Genomic DNA, 24,330 nt, shown 5'->3' with positions numbered 1-24,330 from the left:
CTTTCATGAGCCAGACCATCACACCCGGGCAATTGCAACAATGGCTGTTCGACGGCCAGGAAATCGCCCTGTTTGACGTACGCGAGCACGGCCAATACGGCGAGGCCCACTTGTTCCACGGGGTGAACCTGCCCTACAGCCGTCTTGAACTGGAGGTGCAGCGCCTGGCGCCGAATCCTCAGGTGCGCCTGGTGATTTACGACCAGGACGGCGGCGAGGTGGCTGCCCGGACAGCGCAGCGCTTGCAGGCGTTGGGTTACCGCCATGTGCATGTGCTGCAAGGTGGCGCGGACGGTTGGCAGGCAGCGGGCCTGCAACTGTTTGCCGGGGTGCATGTGCCGTCAAAAGCTTTTGGCGAATTGGTGGAAGAGGCCAGCCACACGCCCCACGTCACCGCGCAGCAACTGGCGGACTGGCAGGCCAAGGGCGAGCCGCTGGTGGTGCTCGACGGCAGGCCGTTCGATGAATACCGCAAGATGACCATTCCCGGTTCCATCTGCTGCCCCAACGGTGAACTGGGCTACCGCGTGCACGACCTGGTGCCGAATGAGACCACGCCGATCGTGGTCAACTGCGCCGGTCGTACCCGCAGCATTATCGGCGCCCAGACGCTGATCAACCTCGGCGTGAAGAACCCGGTCTATGCACTGGAGAACGGCACTCAGGGGTGGTACCTGGCGGATTTCAAGCTGGAGCATGGCAGCACCCGGCGGTATGCCGATCAGGTCTCCACTGATCTGGTGCAGCAGCGCGAGGCTGCCCGGCAATTGGCCGCGCGGGCAGGGGTGGTCAGTGTGGTGGCGGATCAGGTTCGCCAGTGGGCGCAAGACCCGTCCCGCAGCCTGTTCCTGTGTGATGTGCGCACCGCCGAAGAGTTTGCCGCCGGCAGTTTGCCGGGGGCGCAACATACCCCAGGCGGGCAGTTGATCCAGTCCACCGACCTGTACATCGGCGTGCGTCAGGCGCGGGTGGTGCTGGTAGACAGCGACGGCGTGCGTGCGCCGATTGTCGCCAGCTGGCTGCGGCAATTGGGACATGAGGCTTATGTGCTCAAGGACGGTGTCCAGAGTGGCCTGGCGTTACCGGTCAGGCAGGCTGTGCCGTTCAAGGCGTTGCCATTGATCTCGGTGCAGGCGCTGGCCGATGCCCTGAAAGACGATGCCGTGGACCTGGTGGACCTGCGCCCGAGCATGATCCATCGCAAGGGCCGGATTGCCGGTTCGCGCTGGTCGATTCGCTCGTTGTTGGCCGCCGGTGCGCGGCCGTTGGTGCTGCTGGCGGATGACCCGGCGCTGGCCGCGTTTGCCGCGCTGGGGTTGGGCGAAGAGGTGCACGTGCTCGACGGCGGCTATGCCGCCTGGGTCGCAGCCGGTTTGCCGGTGATCGAGGATGCGCAGACCCCAGCGGATAATCAGTGCATCGACTTCCTGTTCTTCACCCACGACCGCCATAGCGGCAACAAGGATGCCGCCCGCCAATACCTGGCCTGGGAAATCGGCTTGTTGGCGCAGATGAGCGAGGCGGAAATCGCCAGCCTCAAACCATTGGCGCCCGTATCGCGCGTGCGCACCCGGCTGATTCATGCGGCACGTACCGAAGGCGGCAATGGCGGCCGGGCGGTGAACGTCCCCATCACCCGTTTGAGCACCGTGCTGTTCGACAACCTCGCCCAGATGCGTGACGCGCGTTCCCGGCGCGACAGCGAGCGTGTCCTGAGTTACGGCGCGCGTGGCAACCCCACCGCGTTCGCCCTGGAAGATTTGGTCACCGAACTCGAAGGCGGCTATCGCACGCGGCTGTATGGCACCGGCCTCGCCGCTGCGGCGCAGACGTTCCTGGCCTACCTGCGACCCGGCGATCATGTACTGATCACCGACGCGGTGTATTCCCCGGTGCGCAAGCTGGCCCGCGAGTTCCTGCAGCCATTCGGCATCGAAGTCAGCTACTTCACCCCGGACGGCAGCGGTCTGGAAGCGCAGTTACAGGCCAACACCAAAATGGTCTATGCGGAAGTGCCGGGTTCGCTGCTGTATGAACTGTGTGACCTGCCCGCGATAGCCGCACTGTGCAAGCCGCGCGGGATTCTGCTGGCGGTGGACAACACTTGGGGCTCGGCCTACTTGTACCGGCCGCTGGCGTTGGGCGCCGACATCTCGATCATGGCCCTGACCAAATACCTCGGCGGCCACAGTGACGTGATGATGGGCAGTGTCTGCACCAGCGAAGCAGCATGGCCGGCCCTGGCGAAAATGAGCGACACCTTTGGCGATGCGGTGAGTGCCGACGATGCCTACCTAATCCTGCGTGGCGCGCGCACCTTGGCTTCCCGGCTGGACGTGCACGAGCGCCAGGCGCTGGCGATTGCCCAGTGGTTGCAGGCGCAGCCGCAGGTCAAGCGAGTGTTTCATCCGGCCTTGCCCGAGCACCCTGGCCATGCGCTGTGGAGGCGCGACTTCAGCGGCAGTAACGGTTTGCTGTCGTTTGAACTCACCCGCGCGGATGCCGGTTACGTCGAACGGTTTATCGACGGCTTGCAGCTGTTTGGCCTGGGTGCGTCCTGGGGCGGTTTTGAGAGCCTGGTGACCCTGGCCGATACCCAGGACCGCCAGAGCGTCGCTGACCGTGGACTGAACCCGGTGGTGCGTCTGCATGTGGGACTGGAGGATGTGGAGGCGTTGATCGAGGATTTGCAACGGGGGTTCGTGGCGGCGGGGCGTTGAGTCCCGCTCCATGACAATTTGCGTCCGACCATAGGTGCCAATCGAACTTTGTGTTTAACTTCGGCACCTGAAATTCGTTTCACTACCACCACTAGAAGGATTCCGTTCATGGCTCAAGTTACCCATAAAGGCAACCCTATCCAGGTCGACGGCGACTTGCCACAAGTCGGCGCCAAAGCGCCAGCCTTTACCCTGACTGCTGGCGATCTGTCGGACGCGACCCTGGCTACCTTTGCCGGCAAGCGCAAAGTGCTGAACATCTTCCCAAGCATCGATACCCCGACTTGCGCGACTTCGGTTCGCAAGTTCAATGCCCAGGCCAACAGCGTGGACAACACCGTGGTGCTGTGCATTTCCACTGACCTGCCATTTGCCCAGGCACGCTTCTGCGGCGCCGAAGGCCTGGAAAACGTGAAGAACCTGTCGGACTTCCGCGATGCCGGTTTTGCCGTTGACTACGGCGTTGCGATCGCCGCAGGCCCGCTGCGCGGCCTGACCGCCCGTGCCGTCGTGGTGCTGGACGAAAATGACAACGTGCTGCACAGCGAGCTGGTCAGCGAAATCGGCCAAGAGCCGAACTACGAAGCAGCCCTGGCTGTTTTGAAGTAACTGTTACTACGCATTACTGTCGTTTTGCAGTAACACGCGTGATGCAGTATTACGGCCTGGCCTAGTCCAGGCCGTTTTTATTTGTGCTTCAGAGGCTTAGTCAGATAGCGAATGGACTAAGCAAAGAAGTTAAAAGTTGTAATCCAAGGTAAATAGCCGGTAAAGGCGCTTTTCTTAACGCGCCCCAGTGCTTATCTTTCAGCCTCCCAAAGAAGAAGCTCTCGCGCCCAATGGTTGATCACTCCATGCAATCCACCCCTCGTCACTCCCGCCGCTGGCTGTTCGGCCTCCTCGTGCTGCTGGTCATTGCCGGCCTGTGCTGGAAATTCTGGCCTGGCAGCCACAAAGACAGCGCCGAGAAGAAGCCCGCCGGGCATGCCGGCAAGTCGGGCATGATGCGTCCGGGCTTTGGTGGTTCTACCGGCCCGGTGCCGGTGCGCGTGGCGCCTGCGGTGCTGGGTGAGTTCCCGGTGTATTACAAGGCACTGGGCACGGTCACCGCATTGAACACCATCAATGTGCGCAGCCGGGTAGGGGGAGAGCTGGTCAAGATCGCCTTTGAAGAAGGGCAGATGGTCAAGGCCGGTGACCTGCTGGCGGAAATCGACCCGCGCAGTTACCAGAATGCCTTGCTCCAGGCCCAGGGCACGTTGCTGCAAAACCAGGCGCAGCTGAAAAACGCCCAGGTCGATGTGCAGCGTTATCGCGACCTGTACGCCCAGGACAGTATCGCCAAACAAACCCTCGACACCGCCGAAGCGCTGGTGCTGCAGTACCAGGGCACGGTCAAGACCAACCAGGGCGCGGTGGATGACGCCAAGCTCAACCTCGAATTCACCAAGATCCGCGCCCCGATCACCGGGCGTGTCGGCCTGCGTCAGGTGGACGTGGGCAACCTTGTGGCGGCCAACGACACCACCTTCCTGGCAGTGATCACCCAGACCCAACCGATCAGCGTGGTCTTCACGTTGCCGGAAAACACCCTGGAAACCGTACTGGCGCGTTATCACGCCGGCAACAAGCTGCCGGTGGAAGCCTGGGACCGTGGCGATGTGGCCCTCAAGGCCAGTGGCCTGTTGCAGAGCCTGGACAACCAGATCGACGTCACCACCGGCACCCTGAAATTCAAGGCACGGTTCGATAACAAGGACCAGGCACTGTTCCCCAACCAGTTCGTGAACGTGCACCTGCTGGCCGACACCCTGCATAACGTGGTGCTGGCGCCGTCGGCGGCGATTCAGTTCGGCAACACCGGCACCTTTGTCTACGTGCTGGATGGCGACAAGAAGGTCAAGGTACGTCCGCTGGTGATCGGTGATTCCGACGGCGACAACACCGTGATCAAGCAAGGCCTCGCCGCCGGCGACCGCGTGGTGCTGGAAGGCACCGACCGGCTGAAGGACGGCAGTGAAATCGAAGTGGTCAACGACAGCAGTGAAGTGCCGACCACCCCGACCGAACACCTCCAGGGCCAGCCGGCAGCCAAGACGCAGCAAGGCCCGGCTGATGCCGGCAAGGCGCAAAAGGGCGGCGCATGAACCTCTCGCGGCTGTTCATCCTTCGCCCGGTAGCCACTACCCTGAGCATGCTGGCCATTGTTTTGGCCGGCGTGATCGCCTACCGCCTGTTGCCGGTCTCGGCCTTGCCCCAGGTAGACTACCCGACCATCCGGGTGATGACCCTGTACCCCGGCGCCAGCCCGGACGTGATGACCAGCGCGGTGACGGCGCCCCTGGAGCGTCAGTTCGGGCAAATGCCCGGCCTGACCCAGATGGCGTCCACCAGTTCCGGCGGCGCCTCGGTACTGACCCTGCGGTTCAATCTCGACATCAACATGGATGTCGCCGAGCAACAGGTGCAGGCCGCGATCAACGCCGCCACCAACCTGCTGCCCAAGGACCTTCCGGCACCGCCGGTGTACAACAAGGTCAACCCGGCGGATACCCCGGTGCTGACCCTGGCCATCACCTCCAAGACCATGCTGTTGCCCAAGCTCAATGACCTGGTCGACACACGCATGGCGCAAAAGATCGCGCAGATCAGCGGCGTCGGCATGGTCAGCATTGCCGGCGGCCAGCGCCAGGCCGTGCGGATCAAGGTCAACCCCGAGGCCCTCGCGGCCAACGGCTTGAACCTGTCGGACGTGCGTACCCTGATCGCCGCCTCCAACGTCAACCAACCCAAGGGTAACTTCGACGGCCCCACGCGGGTGTCGATGCTCGACGCCAACGACCAGTTGGTCTCGCCCAAGGAATACGCCGAGCTGATCCTGGCCTACAACAACGGTGCGCCGTTGCGGCTCAAGGATGTGGCGCAGATTGTCGACGGTGCCGAAAACGAACGCCTTGCGGCCTGGGCCAACGAAAACCAGGCGGTGTTGCTGAACATCCAGCGCCAGCCCGGGGCCAACGTCATCGAGGTGGTGGACCGGATCAAGGCGCTGTTGCCGAGCATCACCGACAACCTGCCGGCGGGCCTGGACGTGACGGTGCTGACTGACCGTACCCAGACCATCCGTGCCTCGGTCAAGGACGTGCAACACGAATTGCTGATCGCCATTGCCCTGGTAGTGATGGTGACGTTCCTGTTCCTGCGCCGCTTCAGCGCGACCCTCATTCCGTCCATCGCCGTGCCACTGTCCCTGGTGGGCACCTTTGGGGTGATGTACCTGGCCGGCTTCTCCATCAATAACCTGACGCTGATGGCCCTGACCATCGCCACCGGCTTTGTGGTGGACGACGCCATCGTGATGCTGGAGAACATCTCCCGCTATATCGAGGAGGGCGAGACGCCGATGGCGGCGGCGCTCAAGGGCGCCAAGCAGATCGGCTTCACCCTGATTTCCCTGACCCTCTCGCTGATCGCCGTATTGATCCCGCTGCTGTTCATGGCCGATGTGGTCGGGCGCTTGTTCCGTGAATTCGCCATCACCCTGGCGGTGGCGATCCTGATTTCCCTGGTGGTGTCCCTGACCCTGACGCCGATGATGTGCGCGCGGTTGCTCAAGCGTGAACCCAAGGAAGAAGAACAGGGCCGCTTCTACAAGGCCAGCGGCGCCTGGATCGACTGGCTGATCGAAGCCTACGGGCGCAAGTTGCAGTGGGTGCTCAAGCACCAGCCGCTGACCTTGCTGGTGGCCATCGCCACTCTGGGCCTGACCGTGGTGCTGTACCTGGTGGTGCCCAAGGGTTTCTTCCCGGTGCAGGACACCGGTGTGATCCAGGGTATTTCCGAAGCGCCGCAGTCGATCTCCTTCGCGGCCATGAGCCAACGCCAGCAGGAGTTGGCGAAGATCATCCTCGAAGACCCGGCGGTGGAGAGCCTGTCCTCCTATATCGGGGTGGACGGTGATAACGCCACCCTCAACAGTGGCCGCCTGCTGATCAACCTCAAGCCCCACGGCGAACGGGACCTGAGCGCGGCGCAGATCATCACGCGCCTGCAGCCGCAACTGGACAAGCTGGTGGGCATCCGCCTGTTCATGCAGCCGGTGCAGGACCTGACCATTGAAGACCGCGTGAGTCGTACCCAATACCAGTTCAGCATGTCCTCGCCGGACGCCGAGTTGCTGGCCCTGTGGAGCGACAAGCTGGTGCACGCCCTCAGCCAGTTGCCGGAACTCTCCGACGTTGCCAGCGACCTGCAGGACAAAGGCCTGCAGGTGTACCTGGTGATCGACCGCGACGCCGCTTCGCGCCTTGGCGTGACGGTATCGACCATCACCGATGCGCTGTATGACGCCTTCGGCCAGCGGCAGATTTCCACCATCTATACCCAGGCCAGCCAGTACCGCGTGGTGCTGCAGGCCCAGTCGGGCGAAACCCTCGGGCCGGCCGCCCTGAACCAGATCCACGTGAAAACCACCGACGGCGGCCAGGTAAGGCTGTCGAGCCTGGCCCATGTGGAACAGCGCCAGGCACAGTTGGCGATCGCGCATATCGGCCAGTTCCCGGCGGTGATGATGTCGTTCAACCTGGCCCCCGGCGTGGCGCTGGGCAAGGGTGTGGAGCTGATCAACCAGGCCCAGAAAGACATCGGCATGCCAGTGGGTGTGCAGACCCAGTTCCAGGGCGCGGCCCAGGCGTTCGAGGCGTCGCTGTCGAGCACCTTGCTGCTGATCCTGGCGGCGGTGGTGACCATGTACATCGTGCTGGGGGTGCTCTACGAGAGCTACATCCACCCGATCACCATTCTCTCGACCTTGCCGTCGGCAGCGGTAGGGGCCTTGCTGGCCTTGCTGCTCAGTGGCAACGACCTGGGGATGATCGCGATTATCGGCATCATCCTGCTGATCGGCATCGTGAAGAAGAACGCGATCATGATGATCGACTTCGCCCTCGACGCCGAGCGCAACCAGGGCCTGGACCCGCAAACCGCGATCTATCAAGCGGCGCTGTTGCGTTTCCGGCCGATCCTCATGACCACCCTGGCCGCGCTGTTCGGTGCCGTGCCGTTGATGCTCGCCACCGGTTCCGGTGCTGAGTTGCGCCAGCCCCTGGGCCTGGTGATGGTCGGCGGGTTGCTGGTGAGCCAGGTGCTGACCCTGTTCACCACACCGGTGATCTACCTGTATTTCGACCGCCTGGGGCGTCGCTGGCGCAAAGAACCCGTGCGCCTGGAGCCGGTTGAGTCATGAACCTGTCCGGACCTTTCATTCGCCGGCCGGTAGCGACGATGCTGCTGAGCCTGGCGATCATGTTGCTGGGCGGCGTGGCGTTCAACTTGCTGCCGGTGTCGCCGTTGCCGCAGATCAACTTCCCGGTGATCGTGGTCTCGGCCAGCCTGCCCGGGGCCAGCCCCGAGGTCATGGCCTCTACGGTGGCGACGCCGCTGGAACGCTCGTTCGGCGCGATTTCCGGCATCACCACCATGAGCAGTTCGTCGAGCCAGGGTTCGACCCGGGTGATTCTCGCGTTCGACTCCAACCGCGACATCAACGGCGCCGCCCGGGAAGTGCAGGCCGCCATCAACGCCTCGCGCAACCTGCTGCCCAGCGGCATGCGCAGCATGCCCACCTATAAAAAGATCAACCCGTCCCAGGCGCCGATCATGGTGCTGTCCCTGACCTCGGACGTATTGCCCAAGGGCCAGTTGTACGACCTGGCCTCGACCATCCTGTCCCAGAGCCTGTCCCAGGTGCCGGGCGTAGGTGAAGTGCAGATCGGCGGCAGCTCCTTGCCCGCCGTGCGTATCGAACTTGAACCCAAGGCCCTCGACCAGTACGGCGTGGCCCTGGACGATGTGCGCAACACCATTGCCAATGCCAACGTGCGCCGGCCCAAGGGCTCCCTGGAAGACAGCGAGCGCAACTGGCAGATCCAGGCCAACGACCAGCTGGAAAAAGCCAAGGACTATGAGCCGCTGCTGATTCGCTACCAGAACGGCGCGGCCCTGCGCCTGGGGGATGTGGCCAAGATCAGCGACGGCGTGGAAGACCGCTATAACAGCGGCTTCTTCAACAATGATTCGGCGGTGCTGCTGGTGATCAACCGCCAGTCCGACGCCAACATCATCGAGACGGTCAAGCAGATCAAGGCCCAGTTGCCAGCGTTGCAGGCGGTGTTGCCGTCCAGCGTCAAGCTGAACCTGGCCATGGACCGTTCGCCCGTGATCACCGCGACCCTGCACGAAGCCGAGATGACGTTGCTGATCGCGGTGGCGCTGGTGATCCTGGTGGTGTACCTGTTCCTCGGTAACTTCCGTGCTTCGTTGATTCCTACCCTGGCGGTGCCGGTGTCCCTGGTGGGCACGTTTGCCGTGATGTACCTGTTCGGGTTTTCCCTGAACAACCTGTCGCTGATGGCGTTGATCCTTGCCACCGGCCTGGTGGTGGACGATGCCATCGTGGTGCTGGAGAACATTTCCCGGCATATCGACGAGGGTGTGCCGCCGATGAAGGCGGCGTACCTGGGGGCCAAGGAAGTCGGCTTTACCTTGCTGTCGATGAACGTATCGCTGGTGGCCGTGTTCCTCTCCATCCTGTTCATGGGCGGGATCGTCACCAGTTTGTTCCGCGAATTTTCCATCACCCTGGCGGCGGCCATTATCGTCTCGCTGGTGGTGTCGCTGACCTTGACCCCGATGCTCTGTGCCCGGTGGCTCAAGCCCCACGTCCCGGGGCAGGAAACCGGTTTGCAGCGCTGGAGCGAGAAGGCCCACGCGCGCATGGTCGCCGGTTATGCCCGCAGCCTCGACTGGGTGCTGCGCCATCGGCGCCTGACCCTGCTCAGCCTGTTGGTGACCATTGGGGTCAACGTGGCCCTGTATGTCGTAGTGCCGAAAACCTTCATGCCCCAGCAGGACACCGGCCAGTTGATCGGTTTTGTGCGCGGTGATGACGGGCTGTCGTTTGGCGTGATGCAGCCGAAGATGGAGATCTTCCGCCAGGCCGTGCTGAAGGACCCCGCGGTGCTGAGCGTGGCCGGCTTTATCGGCGGCAACAACGGCACCAACAACGCGGTGATGCTGGTGCGGCTCAAGCCCATCAGCGAGCGCAAGATTTCTGCCCAGGGAGTGATCGAGCGTTTGCGTAAAGACGTGCCGCTGGTGCCGGGCGGGCGGCTGTTCCTGATGGCCGACCAGGACCTGCAATTTGGTGGCAGCCGGGACCAGACCACTGCGCAGTATTCCTACATCCTGCAAAGCGGTGACCTGGCCGCCTTGCGCCTGTGGTACCCGAAAGTGGTCGCCGCGTTGCGCGAGTTGCCGGAGCTGACCGCCATCGATGCCCGTGAGGGGCGCGGCGCCGCGCAGGTGACGCTGATTGTCGACCGTGACCAGGCCAAGCGCCTGGGCATCGACATGAGCATGGTCACGGCGGTGCTGAACAACGCCTACAGCCAGCGGCAGATTTCCACGATCTATGACAGCCTCAACCAGTATCAGGTGGTGATGGAGGTCAACCCGAAATACGCCCAGGACCCGATCACCCTCAATCAAGTGCAGGTCATCACCTCCACGGGCGCGCGTGTGCCGCTGTCGACCATTGCGCACTACGAAAACAGCCTGGCCGATGACACCGTGCGCCATGAAGGGCAGTTCGCGTCGGAGAACATTGCCTTCGACATGTCCCCCGGCGTCACGGTAGAGCAGGGCACGGCCGCCATCGAGCGGGCGATTGCCAAGGTCGGCCTGCCGGAAGACGTGATCGCGAAGATGTCCGGTACCGCCGACGCCTTTGCCGCCACGCAAAAAGGCCAGCCGTTCATGATCCTTGGCGCGCTGTTGGCGGTGTATCTGGTGCTGGGGATCCTCTACGAGAGCTACATCCACCCGCTGACCATTCTCTCGACCTTGCCTTCGGCAGGTGTGGGTGCACTGCTGTCGATCTACGTGCTGGGGGGCGAGTTCAGCCTGATCTCGCTGTTGGGGTTGTTCCTGTTGATTGGGGTGGTGAAGAAAAACGCGATCCTGATGATCGACCTCGCGCTGCAACTGGAGCGCCACGACGGCATGAGCCCGCTGGAGTCGATTCGCGCGGCCTGCCTCGTGCGGTTGCGGCCGATCCTGATGACCACCCTGGCCGCGATTCTCGGCGCCTTGCCATTGCTGCTGAGCACCGCCGAAGGCGCGGAAATGCGCCAGCCCCTGGGCCTGACGATTATCGGCGGCCTGGTGGTGAGCCAGATCCTGACCCTTTACACCACGCCTGTGGTTTACCTTTATCTCGACCGCCTGCGCCACCGTTTCAACGGTTGGCGCGGAGTGCGTACCGATGCTGCCCTGGACACTGCGCTATGACCGATTCAACGTTTCCCGCTGTGCAACGCCTGGCCTTGACGCGCGGCTCCAAGCTGCTGAGCCTGGCCCTGTGCGGCGTGATGCTCAGCGCCTGCGCTGTCGGCCCGGATTACAAACGCCCCGAGTTGACCGAGCCGGCCCAGTACAAGGAAGCCCAGGGCTGGCGTCAGGCAGCCCCCAGCGACTCGTTGGCCCGCGGCGCCTGGTGGGAGTTGTACGGCGACCGGCAGTTGAATGAGCTGGTAGAAAAACTCAACAGTTCCAACCAGACCGTAGCCCAGGCCGAGGCGCGCTATCGTCAGGCTGCATCGCAGGTGCGCAGTGCCCGTGGGGCGTTCTTCCCGACCGTCGACCTCAGTGCCACCAAAACCCGGGCCAGCCAGGGCACTGGCAGCAGTAACGCCAGCCTGAGCAGTTCCAGCAGCGGTATCCGCGACACCCTGAACACCCAATTGGGCGTGAGCTGGGAAGCCGATATCTGGGGCAAATTGCGCCGGGGCCTGGAAGCCAATGAAGCCAGTGCCGAAGCCAGCGCCGCGGACCTGGCGGCAATGCGCCTGAGCCAGCAGTCGGAACTGGTGCAGGATTACCTGCAACTGCGGGTCATGGACGAACAGACCCGTTTGCTGCAAGCCACGGTAGACACCTACCAGCGCTCCCTGCAAATGACCCAGAACCAATACCGCGCCGGTGTCTCGGGCAAGGACGCCATCGCCCAGGCCCAGACCCAGCTGAAAAGCACCCAGGCCAGCATGATCGACCTGATCTGGCAGCGCGCGCAGCTGGAAAACGCTATCGCCGTGCTGATCGGTGTGCCGCCGGCCAACTTCAACCTGGCGGTGAGCAAGGACATTCCGGCCCTGCCGCAGATTCCGGTGAGCCTGCCGTCGCAACTCCTGGAGCGCCGCCCGGACATCGCCCAGGCTGAGCGCTCTGTGATTGCCGCCAACGCCAATATCGGCGTGGCCAAGACCGCCTACTACCCGGACCTGACCCTGAGCTTGGCCGGTGGTTATTCCAGCAGCACCTACGCCGACTGGATCAGCCTGCCGAACCGCTTCTGGTCAGTGGGGCCGAAACTCGCCATGACCTTGTTTGACGGTGGCCAGCGTTCGGCCGAAGTCGACCGCGCCGAAGCGTCCTATGACGAAACCGTGGCCAAGTACCGCCAGACCGTACTCGACGGTTTTCGCGAGGTGGAAAACTACATGGTCCAGCTCAAGGTCCTGGAAGACGAGGCGGTGGTCAGTAACGAGGCCCTCGACGCCGCCCGGGAATCCCTGCGCCTGACCCAGAACCAATACAAGGCCGGTTTGATCGCGTATCTCGATGTGGTCACCGTGCAAGCCACGGCCCTGAGCAACGAGCGCACGGTGCTGACCCTGCTGCAAACCCGGCTGGTTGCCAGTGTGCAACTGATCGCTGCATTGGGCGGTGGCTGGGATGGGCAGATGCAGTTGAGCGACAAGAAATAGGCACCGGTCTGGCAGGTGTTCGGGCTTGTGTGGGAGCGGGCTTGATCGCGAAAGCGGTGGGTCGGTTGATACATCGTTGACTGGCACTGCGCCTTCGCGAGAAAGCCCGCTCCCACAGGGTTTTGCGCTGTTTTTGAGCCAGCCGATTGGCGTCAAATTTTGAATGATGGCTATACGACAATATTTCAGGTGTACAAGAATTAATCTCGCTACAATCCCTGACTTTTCAGCCCGGCACGGATGCCGTTCGGCCCATTGGTCACGAGAAGTCCCATGCTCACCGGTAGTTATTCCCCCGCCCTCGTCCTGATTTCCCTGTTTGTCGCGATCCTTGCGTCTTATACCGCGCTGGACCTGACCGGCCGCATTGCCACGGCCAAAGGGCGTGCCGTCTACCTGTGGATGGGCGGTGGCGCGCTGGCGATGGGGGTGGGTATCTGGTCGATGCACTTTATCGGCATGCTCGCCTTTCGCCTGCCGATCAGCCTGGGTTATGACATCGAGATCACGGCGCTGTCATTGCTGATCGCAATCCTTTCCAGCGGTTTTGCCCTGTGGCTGGTCAGTCAACCGCGTTTGCCGGCCTGGCAGCTCGGGTTTGGCGCCTTGATCATGGGCGCCGGCATCAGCGCCATGCACTACACCGGGATGGCCGCCATGCGCATGACGCCCGGTATCGACTACGACCCCACGCTGTTCACCGCCTCATTGCTGATTGCCGTGGGGGCTTCGGCGGCGGCCTTGTGGATTGCCTTCAACCTGCGGCGCAACACGCCTTACGTGCGTTTGGCCCGGGGCGGTGCGGCGATGGTGATGGGCGTGGCGATCGTTGGCATGCACTACACCGGCATGGCGGCTGCGCGTTTCGCCGATGGCAGTTTTTGCGGCGCGGCCCTGAACGGCTTGAGTGGCAAGGGCCTGGACAACCTGGTGCTGGTGACCACCCTGGCGGTATTGATCATTGCGCTGCTGACGTCTCTGCTGGACGCACGCCTGGAAGCCCGCACCGCAGTGTTGGCGGACTCGCTGACCCAAGCCAACCAGGAACTGACCCACCTGGCCCTGCACGACATGCTCACCGGTTTGCCCAACCGCACCTTGCTTGCCGACCGGATTCAACAAGCGATACAGCGGGTGAACGAAGAGGGCGGTTGCTTCGCGCTGATGTTTATCGACCTGGACGGCTTCAAACCGGTCAACGACGCTTTCGGTCACCACATGGGCGACCAGTTGTTGCAGCAAGTGGGCCTGCGTCTGCGGGAAGACTTGCGCAGCCAGGACACCCTGGCCCGTATCGGCGGTGACGAGTTCGTGTTGCTGGTGCAATTGGGTCAGCCTGACGATGCGTTGCGCCTGGCCGAGCGCCAGGTGGGTCTGATCAACCAGGCCTTCCGCGTCGCCGAGCATGAGCTGAAAATTTCCGCGAGCATCGGCATTGCGCTGTTCCCCGGCAACGGCGCCACGCCTCAGGAACTGCTGATGAACGCCGACGCGGCGATGTATCACGCCAAGGGCATGGGCAAGAACGGCTATAGCTTTTTCGACGTCTCGATGAACACCAACGCGCGCAAGCAACTGCAACTGCTGCAGGATTTGCGCAACGCTGTGGAGCACGAGCAGTTCCGGTTGTACTACCAGCCCAAGTTCGACGCCATCAGCGGCCGCCCGGTCGGTGCCGAGGCGCTGCTGCGCTGGGAACACCCGCAACAGGGGCTGTTGTTGCCGGACAAGTTTATCGAACTGGCGGAAAAGACCGGGCTGATCATCCCCATCGGCGAATGGGTGCTCAACGAAGCCTGTCGCCAGATGCAGGTGTGGTACGCCCAGGGCTACCACGACTGGCGCATTGCAGTGAATCTGTCGGCGTTGCAGTTCTGCCATGCCGGGCTGGTGAAGAGCGTTGCCAATGCCCTGGAGCGTCACCGGTTGCCGGCCAACAGCCTGACCCTGGAAATCACCGAAACCACCGCCATGAGCGATGCCGATGCGAGCATGACGGTACTGCAGAAGCTTTCGGACATGGGCGTCGACCTGTCCATCGACGATTTTGGCACCGGCTATTCGAGCCTGATGTACCTCAAGCGCCTGCCGGCCAATGAGCTGAAAATCGACCGGGGGTTTGTCCGCGACCTCGAGCACGACAGCGACGACGCGGCGATTGTCTCGGCCATCGTCGCCCTCGGCCAGGCCCTGGGCCTGCGCATTGTGGCCGAAGGCGTGGAGACTGACGTACAGCAGAATTTCCTCACACGGCTGGGCTGCGATTCGTTGCAGGGGTATCTGCTGGGGCATCCGTTGCCGGCCGAGGGGTTCATGGCCGACATCCAGAGTGCCGAGCAGGTGGTGCGTGCGCATTCGGTGACGTGAGCCCATGCAAAACCTGCGGGGCGCAGGTAGTATTGGATCCATCAGCTCACGTTGAATCAGGAGACCTTACACATGGATAAAGTCGTCGTCATCACCGGCGGCAGTCGTGGGATCGGCGCTGCCACGGCGTTGCTGGCCGCTGCCCAGGGCTACCGCATCTGCATCAACTACCAGGCCGATGAGGACGCTGCCCACCGCGTACTTGAGCAAGTGCGCGCTCTCGGGGCCCAGGCCATTGCGGTACGGGCCGATGTCAGCATCGAAGACGAAGTGATCGGCCTGTTCCACCGGGTCGATACCGAATTGGGCCGGGTGACCGCGCTGGTCAACAACGCCGGTACCGTCGGGCACAAGTCGCGGGTCGATGAGATGTCCGAGTTCCGCATCCTGAAAACCCTCAGAACCAACGTGTTGGGGCCGATCCTGTGTGCCAAGCATGCGCTGCTGCGCATGTCGCCCAAGCATGGCGGGCAGGGCGGCAGTATCGTCAACGTGTCGTCGGCCGCCGCGCGTCTGGGCTCGCCGGGGGAATATGTCGACTACGCCGCATCCAAGGGCGCGCTGGACACCTTCACCCTCGGGCTTTCCAAGGAAGTGGCGGGTGAGGGGATTCGGGTCAATGGTGTACGTCCCGGCTTTATCTACACCGACTTCCATGCCCTGAGCGGCGATCCCGACCGGGTCAGCAAGCTGGAGCCCGGGATTCCCATGGCCCGTGGCGGGCGTGCTGAAGAAGTCGCGGAAGGGATTATCTGGCTGCTGTCGGACAAGGCGTCCTATGCCACCGGGACCTTTATTGACCTGGCGGGCGGTCGCTAGGTCTGTGCTCGTTGTGGCAAGGGGCAAGCCCTTGCCACACGCTCAGTAGCTCAGTAGCCGGCCCAACGCAGCACTGTGTAGCCCCTGTTCGAGAACTCGCTGAGTAGCCTGGCCTCCGAGTTGTCCTGGGTGCTATAGCCTGAGTCAGAAAAGCCATCTACCACCCCGTTTCGAGTGTGACTGGCGTTCAGCTTGCGGTCGTTGAGGTTGTCAATGAACCGCAGCACTTTGTCCAGGTTGTAGGCGGCATCGGCGCGTGAGTCTGGATCCGGATTGGCTTCGGTCCAGTCGCCGACTTGCCGTTTGAGGTCATCGCCTATGGCCAGGTGATCGTAACGCCGAAGGAAACCGCTTAGCACCAGACTCTGTTCGATGATCCTTTCTGCCGAACGAAGGTCGCCGACAGGCAGACCCATTGGGCCGGTCATCTCACGTACCTGGCCTTGTTCTGCGGCACGCATGTAGTTGGGAGGGATCGGTAGCAGCCTCAGGCCGGCTGGAGGGGAGATCTTCATCGATTACCTTTGATTTGAACCAGAGAACGGACATTTCCTGTTCAACGAAATGCCGCGCTCCTGTGTGGTCCGGCACCCTGTTTGGTTCCAAGACTTTAAAACGAACGCACAATCTTCCCCAGCGTTTCCATCGCCTTTTCACACGACTCATCCCAAGGGCTGCCGTAATTCAGACGAATGCAGTTCCTGAAGCGCTGCGTCGGCGAAAAAATCGGCCCCGGCGCGATGCTGATGCCCTGGGCCAACGCCATCTGGAACAACTTCAATGAGTCGGTCTGTTCCGGCAATTCCAGCCACAGGAAGTAACCGCCGGCGGGCTGGCTGACCCGTGTCTGCGCCGGGAAATAACGCGCGATGGCGGCGAGCATGGCGCTTTGCTGTTCTTCCAGCGCATACCGCAACTTGCGCAGGTGCCGGTCGTAGCCGCCGTGTTGCAGGTAATCGGCAATCGCCGCCTGGGCCGGCATCGAGGCGCACAGCGAGGTCATCAGCTTCAGGCGCTCGATCTTCTGCGCATAACGCCCTGCGGCGACCCAGCCAATGCGGTAGCCGGGGGCCAGGCTTTTGGCGAAAGACCCGCAGTGCATCACCAGGCCTTCGGTGTCGAACGCCTTGGCCGGTTTCGGAGCCTGTTGGCCGTAGTACAACTCGGCGTACACATCGTCTTCGATCAGCGGCACCTGATGGCTGCGCAGCAATTCCACCAGTTCCTGTTTTTTTGCCTCGGGCATGGTTGCGCCCATGGGGTTCTGGAAGCTGGTCATGCACCAGCAGGCCTTGATCGGGTAGCGTTCCAGGCTTTGGGCGAGCACCTTGAGGTCAATGCCGTCGCGCGGGTGCACGGGAATTTCCACCGCCTTGAGTTTCAGGCGTTCCAGTATTTGCAGGCTGGCATAGAACGCCGGTGCTTCGATGGCTACCAGGTCGCCCGGTTCGGTCACGGCTTGCAGGCACAGGTTCAGCGCCTCAAGGGCGCCGTTGGTGATCAACAGTTCTTCCATCGGCAGCATCAGCCCGCCGACCATGTAACGCAGGGCGATTTGCCGGCGCAGCTGCGGGTTGCCCGGCGACATGTCGGTGACCACCATGCGTGGGTCCATTTCCCGGCTGGCGCTGGCCAGTGAGCGGGCCAGGCGCTGCAGCGGGAACAGCGTCGGGCTGGGGAACGCCGAGCCGAACGGCACGGTTTGCGGGTCTTTGATGGAGTCGAGCACCGAGAACACCAGTTCGCTGACGTCCACTTCGGTGGTCTCGTGCACGTGGGCACTCACCGCCGGCTCGGAAAACGGGCTTGGCGCATGGGTGTTGACGAAGTACCCGGAGCGTGGCCGGGCGCGGATAAGCCCGCGACGCTCCAGCAGGTAGTAGGCCTGGAACACCGTGGACGGGCTGACGCCATAGGTCTGGCTGGCATAGCGCACCGAAGGCACGCGCTGGCCCGGGCCGAGGACGCCGGAGCGGATCAGTTCTGCGATGTCGTCGGCGAATTTTTCGTAGCGTTTCATTGGGGCCTAGTGCTTTGAACAGATTTTGCTGATTGAACACAGATCAAAAGGTGGGAGTGGGCTTGCTCGCTCCCACATTTGATCTCCAGTGTTTCTGAAACCCGGTTTTTAACGATTCAACGGCGCCACAAACCGGCTATCCGCCGCGCTGTAAACCCATGGCTCATCCACGTCCGTTACCTTGAAACGGATGGTCTGGGAACTGCTGACCGGCTTCTCTGCGGTCATCGCCACCGACACCGGAACATCGGTGATTTCCCCGGGCGCCAGGCTGATGTCGGTCTTGCCCTGCAATTGGAAGCCGTCTGCATCTACCAGCTCCAGGCGGTAATCCTGGCGCTGCTGGGTCTTGTTGATGACCTTGAGGCTGTAGATATTCTCGATCAGGCCTTCACTGTTCTCGCGGAACATCCCGCGGTCCTTGGTGACGTCCAGCGACACCATCGGCCGTACGACCAGGGCCACCACCAACGCCCCGATCATCACCAGCAACACGGCACTGTAGCCGATCAGTCGCGGCCTGAGCAGATGGGTCTTGCCCCCTTGCAACTGATGTTCCGAGGTATAGCTGACCAGGCCGCGGGCATAGCCCATTTTGTCCATGATCGAATCACAGGCGTCGATGCACGCGGCGCAGCCGATGCATTCCATTTGCAGGCCGTCGCGGATGTCGATGCCGGTGGGGCATACCTGCACGCACAGTTGGCAGTCGATGCAGTCACCCAGGCCGACGTCCGCCGGTTGCACATCACGTTTGCGCGGGCCGCGGTGCTCGCCACGGGCCACGTCATAGGAAATGGTCAGGGTGTCCTTGTCGAACATCACACTCTGGAACCGCGCATACGGGCACATGTGCATGCACACTGCTTCGCGCAGCCAGCCGGCGTTGAGGTAGGTGGCGCCGGTAAAAAACAGCACCCAGAACAGGCTCACGCCGCCCATCTGCCAGGTCAGCAGTTCTTCGGCCAAGGGGCGGATCGGCGTGAAGTAGCCGACAAACGTCAGGCCGGTCAGCACGCTGATGCCCAGCCACAGGGTGTGCTTGGCCGAACGCCTGGCCAGCTTGTTCAAGCTCCAGGGCGCGGCTTGCAGCTTGATGCGCTGGTTGCGCTCGCCTTCGGTGACTTTTTCGCACCACATGAACAGCCAGGTAAACGAGCTTTGCGGGCAGGTATAGCCGCACCACACGCGGCCTGCGAACACCGTGATCGCGAACAGGCCGAACGCACAGATGATCAACAGCGCCGACAGCAGGATGAAGTCCTGGGGCCAGAACGTCGCGCCAAAAATGTGGAATTTGCTTTCAGCCAGGTCCCACAGAACGGCCTGGCGTCCGCCCCAGTTCAGCCACACGGTGCCGAAAAACGCCAGGAACAGAAAGCCCGCGCCCACCACGCGCAAGGTTCGGAACAGGCCCGTGAAGCTGCGGGTGTGAATCAGGTTGTCGCTGGAGGTGGCCTTCATCTTCTTTGGATGCGCAGGCTCATACATTTCTACGGTTCGGACGGGGATTCTATCGCTCATGGTCTTTCGCTCATCAGCCTCCATCAGGCAGATGAACTATGACCGGCGCTCTGTTTGCATAACAGGCTCAGGTATGGCGATTAAAAGCGGATCAGATGGGCCTTTGATGCGCGCCTGCGACAATGTGCTGCACCCTGTGGCGCGTGGGGTGCAGCACTTTTGCGGGGGGGATGATCCAGGTCAATCAAATCACCGAATCACCGTCGGTGGCCTTCAGATGCTTACGGCCGTCGGTGGCACCTGCGACGGTCAAAGCGTCGGCTTCTGCTTCGGTGATGTAGACGCGATCGCCGTTCAACTCCACGGCTGACATGGACTTGGCGCTGTCGGTAATCACCGTGACATCGGTGGCGGGGAGGCTTTGTTCGTCGCCGTGCTCATCGACCTTGAAGTAACAAGTCTGGTTTTCGATACGTACGGGCATGGTGCTGTCCTTTTCCAGGGGTATTGAGGGTTAGGCGTTGCCCGTGGATGAATGGTTCTGCGCAACTGACTGACGGTCGGCGTTGTCCATCCCGTATCGACCCTTGAAAGGACACGACCATGGACGCTTGGTGGCATGAAGTCTGGCAAACCCTGCAAGCTGAATTTGCCGACATTGGCGATGCCCGGCAACTGACACAGATCACCGTACGGTTGTTGATTGCGGCCATTCTGGGCGGCATTCTGGGTTTTGAACGTGAACAGAAGGGCAAGGCCGCCGGGGTGCGCACCCATATGCTGGTGGCCATGGGGGCAGCGCTGTTCGTGTTGGTGCCGAATTTGTCCGGCTCCCAGGCCGACGCCATGAGCCGCGTGTTGCAAGGTGTGATTGCGGGCATTGGTTTTCTCGGCGCCGGTACCATCCTCAAGGGCAAGGAAGACGAGGAGGGCCAGCACGTCAAAGGCCTGACCACCGCCGCCGGCCTTTGGATGACCGCTGCCATTGGCGTCGCGGCCGGGATGGGGCGTGAGTCGACGGCGGTGTTGAGTACGGTGCTGGCGCTGATGGTGTTCAGCGTGATGCCAAGGATCGTCAGGTTGCTGGAGAAGGATTAGCTGGAGCCCGGCCTTGCGTTGAGGTTGCTCTGGCTCAATCCGTCGCCTTGGTTCAGGTCACGATATCGCCAGGTTGCAATCGCCCATGGACATGCACCATCAGGCTCTCTCCCGCGTGCTTGCCGCGCACGCGCAATGTGCTGAGGTCTTCTTTCGGGTCGTACGCAATGGAATATTCTCCGGCGTATAAAGTGCCAGCCTGCACTTCCACCTGCCTGAGCGGCAACCCCAGCTCCTGGCGAATGCCCGATATATCCACTTTGTCTTTGCCGCTCTCGAAGTCCATGATCTGGTCGGGGTCCGTGGGCCAACTCGATTCGCTTACGTTGCCATAGACAAAGACATCGGAACCTTTGCCGCCCCATAACGTGTCGGCCCCTTTGCCGCCCGCTATCACGTCATCGCCGGCGCCGCCATGGAGTTCATTGGCAACGTCGTTGCCGAGTATCAAGTCGTTGCCCTGGCCACCTGTGGCATTTTCGATGACCGCGCCGTAAGCGATCCCCACGTTTCGATCCGCCCCGCCTACATTGGAAAAAGTACCTTCGTTGAGGTTGATCTTCTGGTCTGTCTTGTAGCCGGAGAAGTCCAGCGTGTCGTTGCCACCGCCGTCCCAAATGGCGACCCTCATCGTGTCCTTTTCCGAGTTGAGCCTGAAGGCGGCGCGATTGGCATTTGAGTTGAAACCGTAGGTCGTGTCGTCTTTGCGGGTTTCGTAATTGGCGCCGTATTTGCCCTGCATGGCCGCGATGTCGTCAATCATCGGTGTCTGCGGCGGATTGCCGTGGTGATAGGTGCTCATGATGGAGTGGGTTTTTGAATCTTCCTTATAACCGAGCTTTTTCTCCCGGTACTCCTTGCCATAGTTGCCTGGGTGGTCGAGGCCTATTGCGTGACCAATCTCGTGGATCAGGATGGCTTTGCCGGCGGGGCCTTCGGTGTCCTTGGGTTTTGTCCAGATTTGGGCATTCGGGTCGCTGGCATTCGGGTGGACGGTATGGGGGGCAAACGGCTTGAACTCTTTGTTGATTTTCGTCTTGTTAAAACTGCCAAAGGCAATGTGGCCTTCACTGTCCTTGTCTTTGGGCCCTTCGACAAACTTGAGGTTGGTGACATCTGACCAAGTATTCAAAGCATCCCGGGTCTGGGTTTGCTGTTTTTCATCGATGTTGCTAACGCCCTGATAGTTGCCTTGTTCGCCCTGAGGCTTTTTGGATGCAGGCACAAATGAATAAGTGACCCGTGTCGTGCCATCGCTGTTCTTGTCATTAAAGCCCTTATGCGAACGCGTCAACGTCTGGGTCGCTTGCTCCGAGGTCTTGGACTTCAGGCCATTACGCTCTATGTCGCCCCCGCGATCATCCCGGTGCTTAAAGTCTTCGATTTGTTGGTATGCCGTACTGCCGGACGGCTGAGTTGTGCTTATCGACATGGTCTTGTCTCGCGTTAAGGGTTGCCAGGCCGCCAGGTACCGGGGCCATTGCGTGACAAGACTGATGTCCGTAGAGCGGGGGAGCACTAAGAAGTGTCCCTGTGAGGTGTGGGAAGTTTCGTATATCAGGTGAGGTGGGGAGGGTTTGCCATGCTGCCAGCCCTCTGGAGCATGGCGCTCCCCTGTGGTTCATACCAGGGTTTACACAATCACCGGTGGCATGGTCGTCGGCGGTTCCTCCACCGGTGGTGGCTGAGTGCCAGGCGGTTCCTGCTCGGGAATCGGGTCCGGTTCGGTCGGTGGCAGGGTGGGCGTGTCAATGTTCGGGTCCGGGGTTTCAGCCGGGATCGGGATATTCATCGGTGTGGCCTCCTTTGTGCTTTGCTCTATCGGTGGACAATCGGGCGACGGATTTGATTCCCCGCCCGATGGCGGCATATTCACCTGAACTTTTCATCCGCCGGCACGCTCGGAACCTATACGGCCCTGCTCAGGGAGAGCGGTGCCGTTTCAGAATTTGGATCAGGCACAAGAGCGTCCACTGGGCGTTAAGGGGAGATGCTCGATGACTGCTGAAACACTGACGCACGATGATTCAACCTCTACGTTACCGCTGTCCCAGGCACTGTTGCTGCCAAGGATTGCGATTGAAAGCACCACCCCGGTCATCGATGGCGGCGAGTTTGCCGTCAAGGCTGTGGTCGGCCAGCGCGTCCAGGTCGCCAGCAAGGTGTTTGCCGACGGCCACGACAAGCTCGCGGTGCTGATCCGCTGGCGCCCGCGCAGTGAAGAAAGCTGGCACAGCGTGGTAATGACCGATGTTGGCAACAACGGCTGGGAAGGTGCGTTCACCGTGACCACCCAGGGCCCGCATGAGTATTGCATCGAAGCCTGGATCGACACGTTTGCCAGCTTCCGCTACGAATTGAGCAAGAAACACGAGGCCGGTGTGCCCGTCAGCCTGGAATTGCAGGAAGGCCGCAGCCAGGTACTGCAAGCCGCCGAGCGCAGCGACAACGAATTGCGCGACCGCCTGATGCTGCTGCACCACGAACTCTCCGGCCTGCTGGAAACCGAGCAAGTCGCGCTGTTCCTGCACGAAGACAGTGCACACCTGATGACCCAGGCCGACCACCGCGCCTATTTGAGCATCAGTGCGGTATACCCGATTGATGTAGAGCGCGAGGCGGCGCAGTTTGCCAGCTGGTACGAGCTGTTTCCCCGCTCGATCACCGATGATCCTGCGCGCCATGGCACCTTTAACGATGTGCACTCACGGCTGTCGATGATCCATGACATGGGCTTTGACGTGCTGTATTTCCCGCCGATTCATCCCATCGGCCGCAGCCATCGCAAGGGCAAGAACAATTCCCTGACCGCCGGGCCGGATGATCCGGGCAGCCCGTACGCCATCGGCAGCGAAGAAGGCGGCCATGAGGCCATCCATTCGCAGCTGGGCACCCGCGAAGACTTCCGTAACCTGGTCAAGGCCGCAGCCGAACATGGCCTGGAAATCGCCCTGGATTTTGCCATCCAGTGCTCTCAGGACCACCCGTGGCTCAAGCAGCATCCGGGCTGGTTCAACTGGCGGCCCGACGGCACGATCAAATACGCCGAGAACCCGCCGAAGAAGTACCAGGACATCGTCAACGTCGACTTCTACGCCGCGGACGCTATCCCCAGCCTGTGGGTCGAGTTGCGCGACATCGTGGTCGGCTGGGTGGAAGAGGGCGTGAAGACCTTTCGTGTCGACAACCCCCACACCAAGCCACTGCCGTTCTGGCAATGGCTGATCAGCGATGTGCGTTCCAAGTACCCGGAGGTGATCTTCCTCGCCGAAGCCTTCACCACCCCGGCGATGATGGCGCGCCTGGGCAAGGTCGGTTACTCCCAGAGCTACACCTACTTCACCTGGCGCAACACCAAGGCCGAGTTGAGCGAGTACCTGAGCGAGCTGAACGAATCCCCGTGGCGCGAGTGCTTCCGGCCGAACTTCTTCGTCAATACGCCGGACATCAACCCGGGTTTCCTGCATGAGTCCGGCCGCGCCGGCTTCTTGATCCGTGCCGCGCTGGCCACCATGGGTTCCGGCCTGTGGGGCATGTATTCCGGCTTTGAACTGTGCGAAGCGGCCCCGGTGCCAGGCAAGGAAGAGTACCTGGACTCGGAGAAATACGAGATCCGCCCACGGGACTTCACAGCGCCCGGCAACATCATTGCCGAGATCGCCCAGCTCAACCGCATCCGCCGACAAAACCCGGCGCTGCAGACGCACCTCGGGCTGACGCTCTACAACGCGTGGAACGACAACATCCTGTACTTCGGCAAACGCAGCGAGGACGGCAGCAACTTTATTCTGGTTGCCGTGAGCCTCGACCCGTTCAACGCCCAGGAGGCCAATTTCGAGTTGCCGCTGTGGGAGATGGGCTTGCCGGACGACGCCCAGACTCAGGGCGAGGATTTGATGACCGGCCACCGTTGGACCTGGTACGGCAAGACCCAGTGGATGCGGATCGAACCGTGGCACCAGCCGTTTGGTATCTGGCGCATTACCGTTTCCTGAAGCTGATTGAGATCGTTCCCACG

Annotated in this window: 16 protein-coding genes; 10 read left to right on the top strand and 6 right to left on the bottom strand. The window is 61.8% G+C overall.

All coding sequences use genetic code 11. The features are described from left to right. Nucleotides 1–5 precede the first annotated feature (5 nt). The 8 genes from metC to MUM_RS0116290 all read left to right on the top strand — a co-directional run bounded on the left by metC (nucleotide 6) and on the right by MUM_RS0116290 (nucleotide 15,730). Nucleotides 6–2,720, top strand: coding sequence for a cystathionine beta-lyase (gene metC / locus MUM_RS0116325; RefSeq protein ID WP_010171648.1), 2,715 nt, complete (start codon nucleotides 6–8; stop codon nucleotides 2,718–2,720). Between the two features lie 108 nt (nucleotides 2,721–2,828). Then, nucleotides 2,829–3,329, top strand: a complete 501-nt coding sequence (tpx, locus tag MUM_RS0116320; RefSeq protein WP_010171646.1) for a thiol peroxidase — start codon at nucleotides 2,829–2,831, stop codon at nucleotides 3,327–3,329. 230 nt (nucleotides 3,330–3,559) lie between these two features. Next, nucleotides 3,560–4,867: an MdtA/MuxA family multidrug efflux RND transporter periplasmic adaptor subunit gene (locus MUM_RS0116315; protein WP_010171644.1), complete on the top strand. Its 1,308-nt coding sequence runs from the start codon at nucleotides 3,560–3,562 to the stop codon at nucleotides 4,865–4,867. After that, nucleotides 4,864–7,965: an MdtB/MuxB family multidrug efflux RND transporter permease subunit gene (locus tag MUM_RS0116310; protein WP_010171642.1), complete on the top strand. Its 3,102-nt coding sequence runs from the start codon at nucleotides 4,864–4,866 to the stop codon at nucleotides 7,963–7,965. Before MUM_RS0116315 ends, MUM_RS0116310 begins: the two co-directional genes overlap by 4 nt. Beyond that, complete coding sequence (locus MUM_RS0116305) at nucleotides 7,962–11,069, top strand: efflux RND transporter permease subunit (protein WP_010171639.1); 3,108 nt, start codon at nucleotides 7,962–7,964, stop codon at nucleotides 11,067–11,069. The genes MUM_RS0116310 and MUM_RS0116305 overlap by 4 nt, the downstream gene beginning before the upstream one ends. Further along, on the top strand, nucleotides 11,066–12,544 hold the full coding sequence (locus MUM_RS0116300; RefSeq protein ID WP_010171637.1) for an efflux transporter outer membrane subunit: 1,479 nt from the start codon (nucleotides 11,066–11,068) through the stop codon (nucleotides 12,542–12,544). The genes MUM_RS0116305 and MUM_RS0116300 overlap by 4 nt, the downstream gene beginning before the upstream one ends. Before the next feature lie 273 nt (nucleotides 12,545–12,817). Continuing rightward, entirely contained in the window at nucleotides 12,818–14,911 is a 2,094-nt protein-coding gene (locus MUM_RS0116295) for a putative bifunctional diguanylate cyclase/phosphodiesterase (RefSeq protein WP_010171634.1), read from the top strand. Nucleotides 14,912–14,983: 72 nt separating this feature from the next. Then, nucleotides 14,984–15,730 (top strand): SDR family oxidoreductase, encoded by a 747-nt coding sequence (locus tag MUM_RS0116290; protein ID WP_010171632.1) that lies wholly within the window; start codon nucleotides 14,984–14,986, stop codon nucleotides 15,728–15,730. A 50-nt stretch (nucleotides 15,731–15,780) separates the two neighbouring features. Here the strand turns inward: MUM_RS0116290 and MUM_RS0116285 are convergent, their stop codons facing one another. The 4 genes from MUM_RS0116285 to MUM_RS0116270 all read right to left on the bottom strand — a co-directional run bounded on the left by MUM_RS0116285 (nucleotide 15,781) and on the right by MUM_RS0116270 (nucleotide 19,698). Beyond that, on the bottom strand, nucleotides 15,781–16,245 hold the full coding sequence (locus tag MUM_RS0116285) for a hypothetical protein (RefSeq protein WP_029615940.1): 465 nt from the start codon (nucleotides 16,243–16,245) through the stop codon (nucleotides 15,781–15,783). Nucleotides 16,246–16,340: 95 nt separating this feature from the next. Further along, on the bottom strand, nucleotides 16,341–17,750 hold the full coding sequence (mapR, locus tag MUM_RS0116280) for a GntR family transcriptional regulator MpaR (RefSeq protein WP_010171629.1): 1,410 nt from the start codon (nucleotides 17,748–17,750) through the stop codon (nucleotides 16,341–16,343). A gap of 108 nt (nucleotides 17,751–17,858) precedes the next feature. Then, nucleotides 17,859–19,274, bottom strand: coding sequence for a cytochrome c oxidase accessory protein CcoG (gene ccoG / locus MUM_RS0116275; RefSeq protein WP_029615939.1), 1,416 nt, complete (start codon nucleotides 19,272–19,274; stop codon nucleotides 17,859–17,861). A 184-nt stretch (nucleotides 19,275–19,458) separates the two neighbouring features. After that, complete coding sequence (locus MUM_RS0116270; RefSeq protein ID WP_010171627.1) at nucleotides 19,459–19,698, bottom strand: DUF3203 family protein; 240 nt, start codon at nucleotides 19,696–19,698, stop codon at nucleotides 19,459–19,461. Between the two features lie 119 nt (nucleotides 19,699–19,817). On the opposite strand from MUM_RS0116270, the gene MUM_RS0116265 reads away from it, so the two are divergent. Continuing rightward, complete coding sequence (locus MUM_RS0116265) at nucleotides 19,818–20,312, top strand: MgtC/SapB family protein (RefSeq protein WP_010171626.1); 495 nt, start codon at nucleotides 19,818–19,820, stop codon at nucleotides 20,310–20,312. Between the two features lie 52 nt (nucleotides 20,313–20,364). Here the strand turns inward: MUM_RS0116265 and MUM_RS0116260 are convergent, their stop codons facing one another. Beyond that, complete coding sequence (locus tag MUM_RS0116260; protein ID WP_010171625.1) at nucleotides 20,365–21,744, bottom strand: M10 family metallopeptidase C-terminal domain-containing protein; 1,380 nt, start codon at nucleotides 21,742–21,744, stop codon at nucleotides 20,365–20,367. Nucleotides 21,745–21,945: 201 nt separating this feature from the next. After that, nucleotides 21,946–22,104, bottom strand: a complete 159-nt coding sequence (locus MUM_RS1000000134605) for a hypothetical protein (RefSeq protein WP_010171624.1) — start codon at nucleotides 22,102–22,104, stop codon at nucleotides 21,946–21,948. 205 nt (nucleotides 22,105–22,309) lie between these two features. Here MUM_RS1000000134605 and MUM_RS0116250 point away from each other — a divergent pair, with 205 nt between their 5' ends. Then, complete coding sequence (locus MUM_RS0116250) at nucleotides 22,310–24,307, top strand: alpha-1,4-glucan--maltose-1-phosphate maltosyltransferase (RefSeq protein WP_010171623.1); 1,998 nt, start codon at nucleotides 22,310–22,312, stop codon at nucleotides 24,305–24,307. The last annotated feature ends 23 nt before the right edge of the window (nucleotides 24,308–24,330 follow it).

Origin of the sequence: Pseudomonas sp. PAMC 25886 (genome assembly GCF_000242655.1) — a bacterium.
Classification (GTDB): Bacteria; Pseudomonadota; Gammaproteobacteria; order Pseudomonadales; family Pseudomonadaceae; genus Aquipseudomonas.
This window is presented reverse-complemented; position numbering and strand designations above follow the sequence as displayed.